Source organism: Polaromonas aquatica, from assembly GCF_042659145.1.
In the GTDB taxonomy this organism is placed as follows: Bacteria; Pseudomonadota; Gammaproteobacteria; order Burkholderiales; family Burkholderiaceae_C; genus Polaromonas; species Polaromonas aquatica.
In genome coordinates this window covers 1-14,058 of sequence record NZ_JBHSRS010000017.1, presented here as the reverse complement: position 1 = coordinate 14,058, position 14,058 = coordinate 1, and the positions used below count along the sequence as shown (strand labels likewise).

The 14,058-nt window shown below is 55.9% G+C and carries 20 protein-coding genes; 4 read left to right on the top strand and 16 right to left on the bottom strand.

Annotation, left to right across the window (positions count from 1 at the left end):
- Positions 1-228 precede the first annotated feature (228 nt).
- Genes ACFQND_RS07980 through ACFQND_RS07970 form a run of 3 tightly spaced genes read right to left on the bottom strand, consistent with a single transcriptional unit; the run spans position 229 to position 3,683 of the window.
- The gene (locus tag ACFQND_RS07980; RefSeq protein WP_377412884.1) at positions 229-2,448 is read right to left on the bottom strand and encodes a phage integrase family protein; all 2,220 of its coding nucleotides are present in this window, start codon (positions 2,446-2,448) and stop codon (positions 229-231) included.
- Positions 2,449-2,505: 57 nt separating this feature from the next.
- Complete coding sequence (locus tag ACFQND_RS07975; protein WP_377412881.1) at positions 2,506-3,009, bottom strand: chlororespiratory reduction 6 domain-containing protein; 504 nt, start codon at positions 3,007-3,009, stop codon at positions 2,506-2,508.
- A gap of 32 nt (positions 3,010-3,041) precedes the next feature.
- A complete protein-coding gene (locus tag ACFQND_RS07970) occupies positions 3,042-3,683 on the bottom strand; it encodes a DNA-binding protein (RefSeq protein WP_377412878.1) in 642 nt (213 codons plus the stop codon).
- A 662-nt stretch (positions 3,684-4,345) separates the two neighbouring features.
- Here ACFQND_RS07970 and ACFQND_RS07965 point away from each other — a divergent pair.
- Complete coding sequence (locus tag ACFQND_RS07965; RefSeq protein WP_377412875.1) at positions 4,346-4,843, top strand: helix-turn-helix transcriptional regulator; 498 nt, start codon at positions 4,346-4,348, stop codon at positions 4,841-4,843.
- Complete coding sequence (locus tag ACFQND_RS07960) at positions 4,819-5,535, top strand: nucleotidyl transferase AbiEii/AbiGii toxin family protein (protein ID WP_377412872.1); 717 nt, start codon at positions 4,819-4,821, stop codon at positions 5,533-5,535. Before ACFQND_RS07965 ends, ACFQND_RS07960 begins: the two co-directional genes overlap by 25 nt.
- Before the next feature lie 332 nt (positions 5,536-5,867).
- Here the strand turns inward: ACFQND_RS07960 and ACFQND_RS07955 are convergent, their stop codons facing one another.
- Together ACFQND_RS07955 and ACFQND_RS07950 are read right to left on the bottom strand one after the other, a co-directional pair.
- Positions 5,868-6,170 (bottom strand): hypothetical protein, encoded by a 303-nt coding sequence (locus ACFQND_RS07955; protein WP_377412870.1) that lies wholly within the window; start codon positions 6,168-6,170, stop codon positions 5,868-5,870.
- 81 nt (positions 6,171-6,251) lie between these two features.
- Positions 6,252-6,659 carry a hypothetical protein gene (locus tag ACFQND_RS07950; RefSeq protein ID WP_377412867.1) on the bottom strand — a complete coding sequence of 136 codons (408 nt, stop codon included), beginning with the start codon at positions 6,657-6,659 and terminating at the stop codon, positions 6,252-6,254.
- A 504-nt stretch (positions 6,660-7,163) separates the two neighbouring features.
- Between ACFQND_RS07950 and ACFQND_RS07945 the strand changes: the two genes are divergently transcribed.
- Complete coding sequence (locus ACFQND_RS07945) at positions 7,164-7,346, top strand: hypothetical protein (protein ID WP_377412864.1); 183 nt, start codon at positions 7,164-7,166, stop codon at positions 7,344-7,346.
- Positions 7,347-7,723: 377 nt separating this feature from the next.
- On the opposite strand, the gene ACFQND_RS07940 is transcribed toward ACFQND_RS07945, so the two are convergent.
- Together ACFQND_RS07940 and ACFQND_RS07935 are read right to left on the bottom strand one after the other, a co-directional pair.
- Entirely contained in the window at positions 7,724-8,758 is a 1,035-nt protein-coding gene (locus tag ACFQND_RS07940) for a phosphoadenosine phosphosulfate reductase domain-containing protein (RefSeq protein WP_377412861.1), read from the bottom strand.
- A gap of 248 nt (positions 8,759-9,006) precedes the next feature.
- Entirely contained in the window at positions 9,007-9,396 is a 390-nt protein-coding gene (locus tag ACFQND_RS07935) for an XRE family transcriptional regulator (RefSeq protein WP_377412858.1), read from the bottom strand.
- A gap of 135 nt (positions 9,397-9,531) precedes the next feature.
- Here ACFQND_RS07935 and ACFQND_RS07930 point away from each other — a divergent pair, with 135 nt between their 5' ends.
- Entirely contained in the window at positions 9,532-9,891 is a 360-nt protein-coding gene (locus ACFQND_RS07930) for a hypothetical protein (RefSeq protein ID WP_377412856.1), read from the top strand.
- Between the two features lie 118 nt (positions 9,892-10,009).
- Here ACFQND_RS07930 and flhD read toward each other — a convergent pair whose 3' ends face one another.
- The 9 genes from flhD to ACFQND_RS07885 form a co-directional block, all read right to left on the bottom strand.
- On the bottom strand, positions 10,010-10,345 hold the full coding sequence (flhD, locus tag ACFQND_RS07925) for a flagellar transcriptional regulator FlhD (RefSeq protein WP_377412853.1): 336 nt from the start codon (positions 10,343-10,345) through the stop codon (positions 10,010-10,012).
- The gene (locus ACFQND_RS07920; RefSeq protein ID WP_377412850.1) at positions 10,342-10,593 is read right to left on the bottom strand and encodes a hypothetical protein; all 252 of its coding nucleotides are present in this window, start codon (positions 10,591-10,593) and stop codon (positions 10,342-10,344) included. The genes flhD and ACFQND_RS07920 overlap by 4 nt, the downstream gene beginning before the upstream one ends.
- A 5-nt stretch (positions 10,594-10,598) precedes the next feature.
- Complete coding sequence (locus tag ACFQND_RS07915) at positions 10,599-11,438, bottom strand: hypothetical protein (protein ID WP_377412847.1); 840 nt, start codon at positions 11,436-11,438, stop codon at positions 10,599-10,601.
- A gap of 532 nt (positions 11,439-11,970) precedes the next feature.
- Positions 11,971-12,165: a hypothetical protein gene (locus ACFQND_RS07910; RefSeq protein WP_377412844.1), complete on the bottom strand. Its 195-nt coding sequence runs from the start codon at positions 12,163-12,165 to the stop codon at positions 11,971-11,973.
- Between the two features lie 12 nt (positions 12,166-12,177).
- On the bottom strand, positions 12,178-12,606 hold the full coding sequence (locus ACFQND_RS07905; protein ID WP_377412841.1) for a hypothetical protein: 429 nt from the start codon (positions 12,604-12,606) through the stop codon (positions 12,178-12,180).
- A 58-nt stretch (positions 12,607-12,664) separates the two neighbouring features.
- The gene (locus tag ACFQND_RS07900; protein WP_377412838.1) at positions 12,665-12,937 is read right to left on the bottom strand and encodes a hypothetical protein; all 273 of its coding nucleotides are present in this window, start codon (positions 12,935-12,937) and stop codon (positions 12,665-12,667) included.
- 8 nt (positions 12,938-12,945) lie between these two features.
- Positions 12,946-13,149, bottom strand: a complete 204-nt coding sequence (locus ACFQND_RS07895) for a hypothetical protein (RefSeq protein WP_377412835.1) — start codon at positions 13,147-13,149, stop codon at positions 12,946-12,948.
- An 18-nt stretch (positions 13,150-13,167) separates the two neighbouring features.
- Positions 13,168-13,587: a DUF6283 family protein gene (locus tag ACFQND_RS07890; RefSeq protein ID WP_377412832.1), complete on the bottom strand. Its 420-nt coding sequence runs from the start codon at positions 13,585-13,587 to the stop codon at positions 13,168-13,170.
- 11 nt (positions 13,588-13,598) lie between these two features.
- Positions 13,599-13,979 (bottom strand): hypothetical protein, encoded by a 381-nt coding sequence (locus ACFQND_RS07885; RefSeq protein ID WP_377412829.1) that lies wholly within the window; start codon positions 13,977-13,979, stop codon positions 13,599-13,601.
- Positions 13,980-14,058: the final 79 nt, after the last annotated feature.

Genomic DNA, 14,058 nt, shown 5'->3' with positions numbered 1-14,058 from the left:
GGGTTAAATGTAAGGCGTACACGAAGCACGCAACTCTCAATGTGGAGAGGTTGGAAGAATTGTACCTACAAGGGCACCAACAGGCTAGGCCGGTAAAACCACCTTAATTTCTTTCACCGGTGAAACTCGCCGAAGATTTCTGACGTCCCAACAGACTGACTTTTGACCGCTCCAGATCGATCCACGACATCGTTGCATCCCCTTTGCGATTGAGAGGCCACGACGACTTTACCCAAGTGGGTTGACCTTGCGCGCCGCCTTCACCTTGGCAGACTGGTCCTGCTTGACGTATTCGGCAGTGGTGTTGATGGATGCGTGCCCGAGCAGTTGCTGCGCCAGCTTGAGCCCCTCATCGCTATCGTTCTCGCGTAAGACCTCATGGGCGAAAGTGTGGCGCAGCCAATGTGTGCTGAACTTGAGGATTCGGGCTTTGAGTTTCTCGTCTCGCTCCTTCCTGGCCATTTGCCGGAAAAACGTCTTCAAGGTGCGATAAAGCCCATTCGAACTCAGTGCGGAATTGTCGTTCGCCAGAAGGCTTCGATCCGTGATGGTGCGGCATCCCTCCCGGACAGGCGCTTCCAGCACGGCGATGAGGGGAGGGGAGCTATCGAACGCGGCGATCCGAGCTGCATCGTCCTTCATCAAGGCCCGCCAGTCTGCATGGTGCGCCTGAATCATATTCAGCAGCTTCTCGCTGATAGGGACTTCGCGCAGCTTCTGGCCCTTTCCCAAGGCTGTAATAATCCAATCGTCAGCGGGCCGACCATCGACGACAGGGTGAGCAAGGCTGTTCAGGCCAGTGGACGCGATCTCGGCCAGGCGCATACCGGTGGTCAGCGCGAGGTGCAAGATCAGCCGAGTCCGGCGTGCAAGTGCCGCTTTGCGCAGGGTAGCGGATTCCAGGCCGGGGAGGGCGGCCAGCGCTTCGCGGACTAGGAACAAATCGTCGGCATGCAGGCTGCGCGTCACGTCCATCGCGTGGCGTTTCATACCGCCGGCGTCGTACTGGATGCTTTCGAAGGGATTGCCCGTCACATAAGCGTTTTTGTGGAGGGCGTTGTACATCTGGTAGAGCACCCCGAGCGCGTAGTTCTGGCTGGATGGCTCAAGCTGGCCGCGCCAAGGCCGCCAGCGCGGATCGTGGCGTGTGACACGGGCCGTGCTGATGTAGCGATCGGGGACGGTCTGCAGAAACGTCTGGTATTGCTGGGCCAGGCTCAGCGTGATGGACGACAGAGCACACTGTGCCTCCAGTATGGCCCAGATGTAGAAGCGCTCGACCTCGCGGCGGTAGGCGTCGTAGGTGCGTTTCTTCCCGGCAGCGAGGTAGCTGTTGAGCCAGGCGCCGACGGCTTCAATGTCGGTCTTCGCGCCCAGGTGGTTCGGTGTCATAGTCCGGAACATGCCGCGTTGGCCGTCCAGGTCAGGGGGGACCAGCATCAGCTCCAGCGGTGCGATCCCGGAGCGCAGCGCCAACGTGGTCGGCGCGGGCTCCGCGATGTCCGAGCCGCCGGTGTAGGAGAGCAGGGCGGTGGCGGGCGCGCGCTGCAGTGGAATGATTGACTTTGCGAGCGGCGGGGCGATTTCCCAGTGCCTGCCGCGGCGCTGCAACTCACCCAGCGTGGCGGCATGGTCATCGAGCCAGCCTTCGATGCGCGCAGCGCGGCCGGGCCCGAGTCCCTTGATGTTTCGGTGCCAGTGACGCCCGGCCACCGAAATCGCCTGCACGACACCAGCCATGGTGGTCGCCTTGCGGCGGGCGAAGGCCTTCACGAGCGAGGGCGCCAGCCAGAGATCCGTCGTCTGCTCGGGCTGCGGCAAGTTGGCCAGCAACGTCTGCAGGGCATTGATCGCCTTGACCTTGGCGGCCACGCCCAGAGACTGTTCGGCGACCTCCATGTGGGTATCGACGCCGGCGCCGGCTGCATCACCCTGCTCGGCGAGGTATTCCTGGTAGCGCTCGACCATTTCGTTTTCCGAGTACATGTCCTCGGGCTGCGACTCGGCCCACTGCGTGTAGTGCATGTGGGACAGCGCAACGGCAGCCGGCGCGGCCGCGGGCTCCGGGGTAGGGCGCACCAGCGCCAGCGCCGCGGATTTGGCTTCGGGCTTGTCGGAGGCGCGCGCCGCGGCCAGGATCGCCTGCTGCAGGCGTTCGGCGTGGCTGTTGATTTCCGCGCCGTGCGGGATGATCGGGTTGCCGTCGGCATCGAAGTGCCGGTTCGCGTAAAACTGCCGGTAGGCCAGGGCCGGCTTCATGCCGCTCATGACGCCGCGCACAAACGAGAAATCCTCCAGTGTTAGCTGGTCCAGGTTCGCCAGGGTGGGCATGCGCCAACCCACGGGCCGGCCGGGCTTTCGGATTTTCGAAGCCATTTCGGCCTCTTCATCACGGATTGGCCGGTCAAGAATGATGGTTCCCTGGAGCAGGGGAGGGGGTATTGTCATGGTTCAACCTATGCGCTGTGCGTAGTCCATTAACGGGTGAACTGGCACCGATCAAATTTACTGGCCGATGATGGCGTTGACGGCGCTGTGTGCGGATGCCTCGGCGTCGGCGGGCGAAATGTCGAAGGCCTCGAAAAGCGGAAAGCTGCGATCAAACAAGTCGCCGAAGTGCCGATTCAGGTCAGTCTTGTCGGTGAACTCGATGCCGACCTGACCGTGGCCCCTGTGGACCTTGATTTTGCAGAGCAGCGACATGAACAGGCTGATCGTCCCTTGCTCGCGACTCAGGAACCAAAGCCAGTGTGGCCACTCATTGGTCAGGCGGGCGAAGAATTCGCGCACCTCGGGGATCTCGGGCAGCTCGCGCGGGTCGGCGTCGTACCCTGTGATCAGCAAGGCCAGGGATTCGCGGTAGAGCAGGGTGTTTTCCCGGCTGTCGGCCATGACCATCAGGCTCTCAAGCGCGCTGGCGTAGTTGCACGACTCGATGCTTTGGCGCTTGATCTCCAGGATGAGAAGGACCGGTTCAGTATTGGACGCCAGGCCATCGGCGTTGGTCATGGAGATTTTGGGAGATGGCTCTTTTCCCATGGTCAGACCTCGCTGGAAGGCTTTGCTTTGAGAGATACCAGCGCGGCCGTCAGCTCACGCACCTGGTTGCGCAGGGCTTCGGCTTCACCTGACAGCCGGCCTGATTCAATGGCGCGATCCTTGGCCTCCTGGTGAGCGGCTGTCGCATCGCCTTGCGCGATGGCCAGCCGGGCTTCTAGGTCGGGCACCTTGGCGGCCTTGGCCAGCGCGTCGGTCATGTCAGCCACGGCCCGGGAAAGCTGTTCGGTGGTCCTCTCAAGAACCCTGTTTTGGTCCTCTTCGACTTCTTCCATGCGCCGGATTTCCGACTGGGCAAAGGCCAGCTCTTTGCCGATACTGGCGACTTTGTCCTCGGCGGCGTCTTTGGCGGCTTGCGTTTCCTTGTTGGCTTCGCGGATGGCCATGGCCCAAAGCGTGCGGCCTAGTTCGGCGCTCTTTTCCAGGACGAATCCTGGCGTCTCGACGGCGGCTTGTGCTGCGATGACATTCTTGGCGGTCCAGTCATCCAGGTGGCGCTTGATGGTGGTGTACGAGCCGCCGCCTATCTTGGCTTGCACCGTGAGGATGGAAGGCTCGGTGCCATCGGCGAGCAAGGCGTCTGCGGCCTCGAAAACAATTTCTTTGGTGGCGAGCGGTCGTGCCATGTGGGCTCCAGTCGATTACGATAATTACGATAATTACCGTAAATACTAACTATGGTTGCCCATGATGTCAAGGCCTCTGGTGGGCCGTTGGCATGCGGCGAAGTTCCTCTGTTGAACCTTGACCTGGGGGTCGGGCCCAGCAGCCGGGTCGGCTTTAGCCTCCCGCCGGCATTGCGTATTGGCGCAGATCTGGGCCGCCAGCTGTTCGATGTAGGCCCACTTGCCGGTGGACGGTCTGTAGGGATCCACAGTTGCTGTCCATGCGAGTGTCCGTGAGCCATAGAGGAGCCAGAGTTAATGTCGAATCCCTCCGGCTCCCTCTGAAAGTCCCGAGGCAGTCGCTGTCGGGGCGGACAGGAACTTTGGACGGCGCCCGGCCAGAGTTGGTGTCCAAGCTGTTGATTTCGTTGGGATGGTCATGACAGCAACTATGAAAACCTACGTCAAATCAAGCACTTGCGACCAGACTGTATATTTATGCAGTCTTGTTCATCTGGAATTCTGCGTTCAGCACTTGTTAAATTAGCATCATGTCAATGATACTTAGGATGACGCTAGTTTTAAATATGTCAAATATATTTGACATTTAAATGAATATTATATTTATCTCAAGAACACCTAACGCCTTAGACATTTTGCCCGTCTAGCCCTAAAATCAGGGCATGCCGATCCTCCACGAGCTTGCCGCCAATGTGAAAACGAAGAGATCCGTCATGGGTCTGAGCCAGGAGCGCCTGGCCGAACTCTCCGGGCTCTCGCGCGCCACCATCAATGCGCTGGAGGGCGGCCGCCTCGACAACCTGAGCCTGACCCGCGCCGAACGCCTGGCCAACACGCTGGGCCTCGGGCTGGGGGTCACCGGGACCCGTACCAAGGGCGCCGGCGACGCCAGCGCCCTGGAGACCGCCTCGATGTCCAGCAGCATCAGCTACGGCGAGCCCATACCGCCCGAAGTGCTGCGCCACAGCTTGCTGACCGGCGCCATCCCGCCCAAACACATCGCGCAGCTGCGCGCCTTGCTCGATGAGTCGCCGCTGACCGTGCTTTCGGCCGTGGCCGAGCAGATCGAGCGCGAAGACGGCGTGCGCAGCCGGTCCACCTGGCAGCGCATGCGCCAGCTGGCCGTGGCGCTGGCTTGCTCACGGTCAATCTGGACATGAAGCCGGCGCAGTTCGAGCGCGCTGGCATCTGGCGCGAGATCTTCGCGGCCGCGCTCACCCTCACGGACCACCTGGCCACGGTCGTCCGGAACCCGACATGGAGCTTTGGCGGGGGCACCGTCCTCATGCTGCGCATCAACCACCGGCACAGCAAGGACGTCGACCTGTTTGTGCCGGATCCGCAGTACCTGGGCTATTTCTCTCCGCGCCTGACGGAGGCGGCCGAGGCCTTGACGACGCAATATGAGGAAGCTGCTGAATACCTGCGCCTGGTGCTTCCGATCGGGGAAATCGACATTGTGGTCGGAACCCCGCTGACGGAGCATCCCTGGGAACTCATCATGTTTGAGGGCCGCACGATCCGCGTTGAGTCCTGCGCGGAGATCATCGCCAAAAAGATGTGGCACCGCGGCGACAAGGCCAAGGCGCGAGACCTGTTCGATCTGTGCGCGGTCGCGGATCTGGAACCGGAGGCCATTGACGCGGCCCGGCCGTTTTTTGGGCGCCACGCGCAGGCGTTTATGGCCAGATTGACCGAGTACCGGGACTTCAGCGAAGGAGAATTCGAGATGATAGACCGCATCGACTACGCCCGCCCGTTCAAGGAGTGCTTGGAGCTTGCCAGACATATTCTGTTGGGTGCCGGCGACCCGGCCGCTGCGAAGGTAGATGCGACGCAACCGAAGTTGTAGCAATTCGAGTTGACCCAAGCGCAAAGAGTGGGCTTTCGCTGCTGGCCAGCGCCATCCAGGCAGAGGGATGCTGCGGCTCACCTAGCTAGTCTTGAGTAGCTGCTGAGCCAGGCGTCGGTATGCACCTTTCGACAGGCAACGACCGTTCAATAGGATTGATTGGGTCATCGATGGTCGTTTGCAGCATCCAGCCACGGCTAGTTAGACGGCTGACTTACGGAGGGTGCTGCAGACGTATTTGCATCAACAGAGTTTTACGATCTGGTTACGGGCTTCAAAAAAGAAAGCCCTGGGCTTGCGGTTAGCAGGCCAGGGCTTTTGGGTTTTATGGGTCAGTTGCAGCGCAAGCGCTTAAAGCGCTCAACTACATCTGCCAAAGCTGAATGCAGGTCGTCGTACGGGACGGTTCCATCATCAGCAACTTTTCGTTGCGCATACAGGCCGAAGTGGACGTGGACACCGCCTTTCTCGCCGGTTGCCCCATCTGGATATGACACGAGCGCCTGCAGGTAGCGTTCACCGCCAGCCAGGTCCTGGGTCAGAAAGAACCTGGCACGGTTGTCACTTCCTCGGTGCTGATTGCTTGGCTCAAGCCCATGCTTGCTAGCTAGGCTATTGATTTCATTTTGATGCATAGCGTTTATATATATCTTGAAATGCGATACACCTCCCCAGCGGAGAGGTTGCCCCGCGTGGGTTAAAAATGAAACCGAGCCTTACGCCTGAAGAAGCGTTTTAGCTGCTGCTTTCAGTGACTTGCGCACTGCGACGTGGTCACCATTGGGCTTGGTTGCCTGGAAGCTTTTGCCGCCACCGTACTGATCACCTCCACACACTTCACCCACCCTACGTGCGTAGGAGGAATCGATGCGCTGTCGAATGACATAGCGACGCTCGGTCAGCAACTCGGCAATTAGATCGTTGCCAATCTCTTTGCCGCAGTAAACACCACCAATAGTGATTCCGTCCGCATGACTTTCGGCGCCATATTCATTGCAGAATTCTTGGGCTTTTGGCGTATGGGACTTGGGTTCTGTGCTTCCCGGTTCGAACAGCGTGTGGATACTGACGTCGACAACTTTTGGAATTTTTGTGATCGCTTGCGCAACTGTTGTGAGCTGCATAGTTCCTCCGGATTGGAGGGTGACCACCACCCATTGGGTGACAGGTCACCCATGGGTTAGTTAAGGCGCTGCTGGAGGCCAGAGCGCGAGATCGCTTAAAGCGAAAACGTGTTTATTCTAGATGAATCATCTGCCAGCCGCAAACAGCTTCGCGCTCGATTTTTCTCAAGAAATCGCATACACTGAAAGCTCGTTTGGTCCCTGTGACCATTCGCGTACCTTGTGTACGCATTTATCAATGGTTGGTGTTACTTCGGTATATCCAATCGGCACCGCTAACCCGGTGAATTGACGGCTGCATCCTTGGATGTAGTACGCGGCTTCTCGGCGCTTTAGATGTTTTCTCTGTCCTTGGTTTCCGGGCATAGGGGGAGCTCTCCAAATCGCCGTGCTGAGAAATCGGCAGCATGGGCCTCCTGGCGAGCCGTGCGAGGCGTCCTTTGTGTGTTTTCTGACAAGAACACAGAAAGGGCGTCTTGCCCGGAATTCAGAAAGGAGAGCTCCATGACTGCATCAAGTATGGCCAAAGCCGGTGTTTCGCAAGCCGACATCATCAGCCTCAGGGTTGTTCGTAACTCGGAAGTGCGTAACGCACCCATGTATCGCAAAATCCGGGAACGGGTTCGCGCTCAAGTGATTGCGTATCAAAATCGGCTGCTTCAGAACTCGTTCTCGACTGCAGCCTAAGCGAAACATCACTGTTCGTACCGCAACGGGAGGCCTCAGTGCCTCCCGTCTGCATTTTTAATCTCCCCCAATCCCCTCCCCGTTACCGGCCATAAGGCCAAAAAAAAAGCCCCAACCGCAGTTGAGGCCCTTCTGTGCTTTTCGTCCACGTGACGTTGTTTTGCACTCTTCAGGATCGACCTGTAGTCCCACTTAAATGCTGTTTCTTCCGCTGTTCTGGTGACAGCGGTAATGTTGTGCCCTGCTGCAATGCTTTCTGTCCACTACCGCTGCATGGCATATTCGACCGATCCACTAACTGACTCCGATATGTGGAGTCCACTTCCCCAATGGGGGATGCGCTCCCATTGGGTTGAAGTGTTGCGATTTAAACCGCGTTAAGTCGGTCCACAAGACTCCCCGAAGGCGCCTTTCGGCAACACCCAGGGATCAATGAAAACCGGCGCACTGAATGTGCGACTGTTCGCGATCTCTATCCAGAAAGGATCGGAATCGTATGGCGTTCCCGCATTGGCTCGCTCAATCACGCTCTCCGACCGGTGAATGGTGATTTTGAACTCACGTTCGCGGCTGGCTATCTGATTGAACTGGTCGGGTGCAATTTCCCGTACTGTGGCCCATTGGTCCTTACTGCCAAAAATGCAGCTGCGACACGAGCAACGACCAAATCCGAGGTAATAAGCAGGGTGGCTGGTGATTCTCCAGCGTTTGATGATTTCCCAAACTTGCTGTTCAGACCAAGCATGAACGGGCCGCCAGGCGTCAATATGGCGCTGGTAATCCCGGCCGTTGCGAAGATCGCTGCGGTGCGGTTCAAAGCGCTTGTAGTTCGCTCTGGACTTGCTTTCCTCAGCTCGCTCGCCGGTCAAGACGAGAGTCTTGCCTTCGCGGAACTTTGGATTGTTGGTCATGTAGCGCGCAAAGCAGTCGATCTTGGCAACAGAACTGCACCAGCGCACTGACAGGTTCGCAGAGACTTGTGGAAACTTGCGACGTGTGCCCAGTGGTCCATCACCACCAACCACCTTGTAACCGTCCCCGAAGGGTATGCAAACCGGTGCGGTTGAGGTGTTCTCACGCAGCATTTCGCGCTCCAGCCCGCCGACTCGGTGACTGAACGTCATGGTCACCCCCAAAGCCGTTGCAATGGCTTCGCAGTAGCTTTCAGTAACTGGCCAGTCAAATAGTGTTGAGCCTTCACGGCCGTCGACCAGGTGATGATGCAGCTCGATCTTGTTGCGGTCTACGCCGCACTCCAGTAAGTGGAGCAGGCAGGCCAGCGAATCCTTGCCGCCACTGAACGCGACCACATATCGGTCGTATTCAAGGACATCTGGTTCTGGTTGTTCTACTGTTGCTTGGGTTTCGACGTTTGCCCCAGCTTCCGGGATGTATGGGTCGAGATCATCCATGACCGCGGATGGTCTGCTTGCGCAAAACATCACCAGTGGTTATGAGTTTCATGTGGTTCTCCAAAAAAATAATGGGAACCACATTCCCCATCGGGAAAAGGCTCCCGTTGGGTGTTGGCCGCGAAGGGCCGGTGTGTTGATGGCCGTCACGTGGACGACGAAAATGGCCAAAGCCAAGAACGCTTAAATTTTATCAGTCTGCGGCCGGCGAACATGACAAAGTTGCGGTCAGTTGCCGCAATGACACGCTACTTTCTGCGCTTGTTGGCCTTTGCACGTTTCGGAAGTGAATTTATGCCGTGCTGGACCAGCATGTCGTCTCGCGCCGGATCTAAAACCGCATCGACCTGATCAAGCATACCGAGCGCGTTCACAACCCGGATGAAATTTCCCATGCCCACACCAGGCTTCCCAGCCTCGATCGCAACGACTGTGCTCAAGCCCAGGTCAGCCATCCCGGCCAATTCGGTTTGCGTCAAGTCGCGCACTCGCCTTGCATGAGATACGCGCTGGCCCAGCCTCTCCAGGGCATTCTCCGTTCTTCGATCAGCTTCATTTGGCAGCTTCTTTTGAAGCGTACTATTTTGTGATCGCAATGATTGCCCGGATGGCTTTGATGTGGAATCAACATTAGTCATACAACCAAGCTACAGGAGGAAGACTGTTCGTCAAGGCCTGACAATTAAACTTTCGTACTTGCAGGAAATGGATCTCGTGAGAAAGTAGAGCCAAGGACCCCCGGCAATGTGCCGGCTGGCAGCAAGGAGCAAAGAATGTTGATTACCGACCATCTCATCACAATGACCGATTCCGAGTGGCAGCAATTCCAGGCCATGACGCGGGCACCGTGGCGGCCGCGCACAATCGCTGAATTCAACGCGATGGCAGATCTGGGATCAGCGATGCACAGAGCCGAGGATACAGAGAGTATTGGTGAAGTGTTTGCGCAAAACACCCAGCGCATCAAGTTCGGCCCGGATGGCCAGGCTAACTTCCCTGCGGACAAGCGCCGGCTGGCATATGTCGAGAAGTATGGCCACTCCCCTACTCCCGAGCAGCTGGCGAACTTCAACACTGATGCTGTCCCTCAACGCCAGGGCTTGTCGCTTGTGAAAAGGGCCGGCCAGGAATAACGTGAGTGATTTGGGTTTTAGTAGGTCACATTGATTTGTGAGGCCCTTGAAACCTGCAAGAGCGTTCAAGATAACAGTCTTACTGAAGACAACTCAGCCAGGTATTCATGTCTTGGCTCTATGCAGCCTCAGCCAACTCCGCAGTTTCGGCGCTTTCCTTGGCCAGCATGATGGCCACATGGGCTTGATGCAATTTTGTGGTCAAGTTGGTAGGAGTAATTGCGTGCTCAAGGACCTTTGCATCGAGCCGGAAGCTAAAGATGACATGGCCGGTACTTGCAATTTGGACGATCTGAGCGAGTGTCATCCTTCCAAGCAGGGTTGCTAATTCCCGGTTCAACCCGAGTCGAAACATTGCGGTTGCGAGATCCTCCTTGATAAGGCGCTGCACAAGCAAGAGGTAGCCCAGGTTGAGTTCCGCAATATCCGCGGCGGCCTTGGATGATTCACTCACGGTGCGACTCCGTTCTCTGGTGTGGAAATTGTGGAGAGGTTGTCTTCGGTCTTACCGCAGTCATCAGTGCACTTGTACTGGCGTGAGCCGGCAAGCAGGAAAATCTTGAGCAAGCTACGAGCCTTGTGGTTGCCGCATTTGATGCAACTCAAAGTATTGCCGATGGATTCTCCAAACGGACTGCCATTGATCTTGGTCTTGTAGCGCAGACCATCTGGATTGATCTTCGCGCTTTCTTGATGTTGCATAGGGTTTAGCCGAACTGCATGTTTTTAGGGGGGACTGGCCTCGCGAAGGTGTATTCATTCGCAGGTGCCCTGGACACGGATCGCATCTCGTCGTCAATGAGGAGCGCCTGCTCGACTGCCGCCAGTGCTTTCAGTGCCAGCGCAACCTCAAACGCACCCTGTTCATTTCGCAGTGAACTCTCCATGCAGATGCAGAAATCCGAATCTCCCATGGTGATTTGTATTTCCCGCATGTACTCGGCCAGGTTGTCCTGACTCAGATCACTTACGCATCCATGCACAGGGCTGATCAACCTTGGTGCTGCCGGCAGGGAGACATGCAAGTGGACTGGTGGCGCCGTCACTTCAGCACCCATGTCCTGTTCAATCTTCTCGGCGGTGACAAATATGCTCTCAGTGGTAATGCCACTTCGGATGGGTTCGCGATAACGGACGTTGATGGTTTTGTCAGGGAATCGATCCTGGAGTGCTTTGATCTCGGTTAACGGAATCTGCCGTGCCAACAAACTGAGCTGGATGCGTTGAAAGTTCTTTGCGATCACGCACACATGGGCCTCAGCATCGTCCAGGAGGTCATTAATGTCCCGACCCCAGACATGCAGAGCCAGGTTCACAGGCTGATTGTGGTTTTGGGCCGCTTCCAGAATCGCGTTGATACTGGCAAGCGAGGGAAACCTGCCGCCGCCTTGCAACACGTAGTTGTAGTTGACTGCAAATTCGACATATGGATACCTGCGTGCAATTTCCCCCAGCGTTTCGAACGGTATGGAGGCGTCAATGCCTGCCAAGGTGACATATTTGAGTCGCTGACGCAGGGGATTAGGTTTTGTGACTTTCATCTTCATGTGCACTCGGTATTGATGGTTATGGGATTCTTAAAAGCTATTGCTGAACCGTTGTGAAACGAGTGCAATTGGCGTCTTGAATAGCAGTGATGGCGCCTGGATGTGCGCCAACTTACCTACCGTTGAAACAATGGAATTAATCACGACCACGCATATTTCAATGGTGGTCTGTTCTAATTAATTGCTGATGACAAACTCCAGATATTCTTCGGTGTCTCGAAGAATGTTTAAGGAGGCACGTCCACAGTTACATCAGCGTTGGTGTGGCAATGAGTAACCATATCGCATAGTATTTTCACTCTCGCGACTGATTTATTTACCTGCTCAACGCACGATTTACAGTGTGTTGAACCGGAGATCATGGCCTTTGAGGCTCATCAAGAACCAATATCGGTCCTGTAATCGATCATGAGTGGGCTTCCATGCCCTCGACAAGTAATGATGCAACTACGCGGTAACGAGAATTGAAGTGTTGTGCCAAGATTAGTATTTCAACGCGAAAGCCGCGGACAAGATTCGATGTTCATCGTTGTCAAAGAAATATTTTGATTTCTGTTGATTCATCAGCGGTTTCTCCCTCAGGCAGACACAACATTGCAGTACGACCATCCGCGTGGACGAACGAGAGGTGATCTTTCATTGACTGTCTAAAGCCGTTGTCATCGAGCCACTGCCATGCATCAGCAGCGAACTCAAATTCTTCCCAGTGGATATCGGAGGTCCACATACTTCAGTTGCTCTAGGAATTTGATTCAATGGAATCACAGGCAAGAAAGAACGCGCGTGTACTGTCTTTCGCCAGAACTGCCAGGCGCTTTTGTGCAGCCGTGACATTCGCATCTATCCAAACAGACGTTACGAGTGCTTTGCGCGCCATCTGGGCCCGCTTCGTGCCACCACTGGCCATTTCCAGAGCAAAAGCCTGCCGGCGTTGGTGAACTGCCGTGACAGCATCAATCACCGATACGCCCTCAAAACCTCCATTTGCGGCAATGTCTGCGGCTAGTTCGTCCAGGTATGCCTTTGCGCGAGGAGTGAGTTGCGGTTGCACTGATTTGTCCTGCCACTCTATTAATTCACAAGCCAGGGCTTTTACATGCTGGGCTGCGAACGACCTGGCCTCACTTCGGATGGTCAGTAGATCTGAGGATTGGGTCATTGATTTCACTGGTCAATAGTAATTTTTGTGGCTTACATGCTTTCGACGCGCTAGAGAAAGTGCGTCCCTAGGCATTTTTCGCGGCTTCGAATTTACGTACCATGCGGTAGTGGTTTGCACGTGCCACAGCTATGTAGAGTTGGCCAATTGTTCGCCCAATTAAGGTGTTGCTATGCCCTGATGTGAAGGACCATGAGTCCCGCTCGACCCCATCCAGCCCAATTACACGGTTGCATTCGGATCGGGCGTGGAAATGCTGCTGGGTATCGTTGCTTAATATGGCTATGAGCAATGCAAGGCCGGCCACAACCAGGGCGATGATAGATATTGCAAGATCCATGTATTCCTCTATGTCTTTTTGGGTACTACCGAACGCTCAAGGCGCTCAGCAATTTTCGTTACTTCACGCAATATTGCGTCACCTTGCTTTTGGGTGTTTTCTTCTGAAACAAAGGCAGTGCCGTCCACCAGGTGGATTTGCAAAAGATTGGCCACAGCCAATTTGGCCGCTCGCACAGCTGAGAATCTATTGGGCACAATGCTTCCGGTCATTTTTGTTTCCTTGCCGTATCAATCACGACAGAGACGCAGGCACTCATCGTTCTCAGAAACGCCATTGGCAATGGCCATCGCTCGATAGCTCTTATGCAGCTCTAGACCACCATCGCTGACATCATTAAGGATCTCGCCCTTCATGCGTTTGAGTCGCACGCTCAAATTGTTGTCCGCACCGTGCAGAAGAAATCCTGCGCACGCTGTCGGTTTTTGTGAACCAGATTGATGACAAGCAAATATCCTGTCGCTCATGTCAAATGCCGTGGCTGCGGAATGCCGAAACGCCGCTGCAGGGAACTCACCTGTCGCGTCAACGCGCCACGGGCAATCGCTACAGGGCCTGCGGCGGTATTTCCCGCTACCCCCTTCAACCGTGACGACCTGATGGTTATAGCCAGCAGACCTGGTATTTGTGATTTTCGGCTGCTTGTGCATGCTTTTCCTGATCACGGATGAAATCGTTCCATCGAGGTTTCAACCCACGGGGTTTCTGGTTCTTCAAACTCCTCGACGGCAACATGTCCCACCAGTTCTACCAGTTCCTCCCGCGCCGCTTCCAGTTCATCGCCTGCACTCTCTTCGCCATACCCATTCTGGTGACCACGAAAGCCTGGTGTGATGCAGCCGCGATCCATGCCGTCAAGTGCAGTAAGAATCCTCTTGGCATGGTGCGCAACAATCTCCCGAACCAGGTTATCGAATTGTGCGGCCGTCGCAAACATTTGAATTTCACCACCGCTGAAGACGCGTGTTTTCGGGCAGACACGCAAAGTAATGTCCATTGCGGATTCGGGCACCGATATTTGAAGTGCAGTTTTGTTTTGCATGGTGCGATTCGAAGTCGCCTGTAGTTAGCTTCATTTCAGTAAGCCAGGAGTTGCATTTACCTCTGTAGAGCCTAGGTTT

Excerpts from the sequence above, each read along its gene's own strand:
- ACFQND_RS07885 (WP_377412829.1), bottom strand. The coding sequence starts at position 13,979 with ATGCAAAACAAAACTGCACTTCAAATATCGGTGCCCGAATCCGCAATG.
- ACFQND_RS07940 (WP_377412861.1), bottom strand. The coding sequence starts at position 8,758 with ATGGATGATCTCGACCCATACATCCCGGAAGCTGGGGCAAACGTCGAA.
- ACFQND_RS07900 (WP_377412838.1), bottom strand. The coding sequence starts at position 12,937 with ATGGATCTTGCAATATCTATCATCGCCCTGGTTGTGGCCGGCCTTGCA.
- ACFQND_RS07980 (WP_377412884.1), bottom strand. The coding sequence starts at position 2,448 with ATGACAATACCCCCTCCCCTGCTCCAGGGAACCATCATTCTTGACCGG.
- ACFQND_RS07955 (WP_377412870.1), bottom strand. The coding sequence starts at position 6,170 with ATGCATCAAAATGAAATCAATAGCCTAGCTAGCAAGCATGGGCTTGAG.
- ACFQND_RS07890 (WP_377412832.1), bottom strand. The coding sequence starts at position 13,587 with ATGCACAAGCAGCCGAAAATCACAAATACCAGGTCTGCTGGCTATAAC.
- ACFQND_RS07910 (WP_377412844.1), bottom strand. The coding sequence starts at position 12,165 with ATGTGGACCTCCGATATCCACTGGGAAGAATTTGAGTTCGCTGCTGAT.
- ACFQND_RS07945 (WP_377412864.1), top strand. The coding sequence starts at position 7,164 with ATGACTGCATCAAGTATGGCCAAAGCCGGTGTTTCGCAAGCCGACATC.
- ACFQND_RS07935 (WP_377412858.1), bottom strand. The coding sequence starts at position 9,396 with ATGACTAATGTTGATTCCACATCAAAGCCATCCGGGCAATCATTGCGA.
- ACFQND_RS07895 (WP_377412835.1), bottom strand. The coding sequence starts at position 13,149 with ATGACCGGAAGCATTGTGCCCAATAGATTCTCAGCTGTGCGAGCGGCC.
- ACFQND_RS07970 (WP_377412878.1), bottom strand. The coding sequence starts at position 3,683 with ATGGCACGACCGCTCGCCACCAAAGAAATTGTTTTCGAGGCCGCAGAC.
- ACFQND_RS07965 (WP_377412875.1), top strand. The coding sequence starts at position 4,346 with ATGCCGATCCTCCACGAGCTTGCCGCCAATGTGAAAACGAAGAGATCC.
- ACFQND_RS07950 (WP_377412867.1), bottom strand. The coding sequence starts at position 6,659 with ATGCAGCTCACAACAGTTGCGCAAGCGATCACAAAAATTCCAAAAGTT.
- ACFQND_RS07915 (WP_377412847.1), bottom strand. The coding sequence starts at position 11,438 with ATGAAGATGAAAGTCACAAAACCTAATCCCCTGCGTCAGCGACTCAAA.
- ACFQND_RS07920 (WP_377412850.1), bottom strand. The coding sequence starts at position 10,593 with ATGCAACATCAAGAAAGCGCGAAGATCAATCCAGATGGTCTGCGCTAC.
- ACFQND_RS07975 (WP_377412881.1), bottom strand. The coding sequence starts at position 3,009 with ATGACCAACGCCGATGGCCTGGCGTCCAATACTGAACCGGTCCTTCTC.
- ACFQND_RS07930 (WP_377412856.1), top strand. The coding sequence starts at position 9,532 with ATGTTGATTACCGACCATCTCATCACAATGACCGATTCCGAGTGGCAG.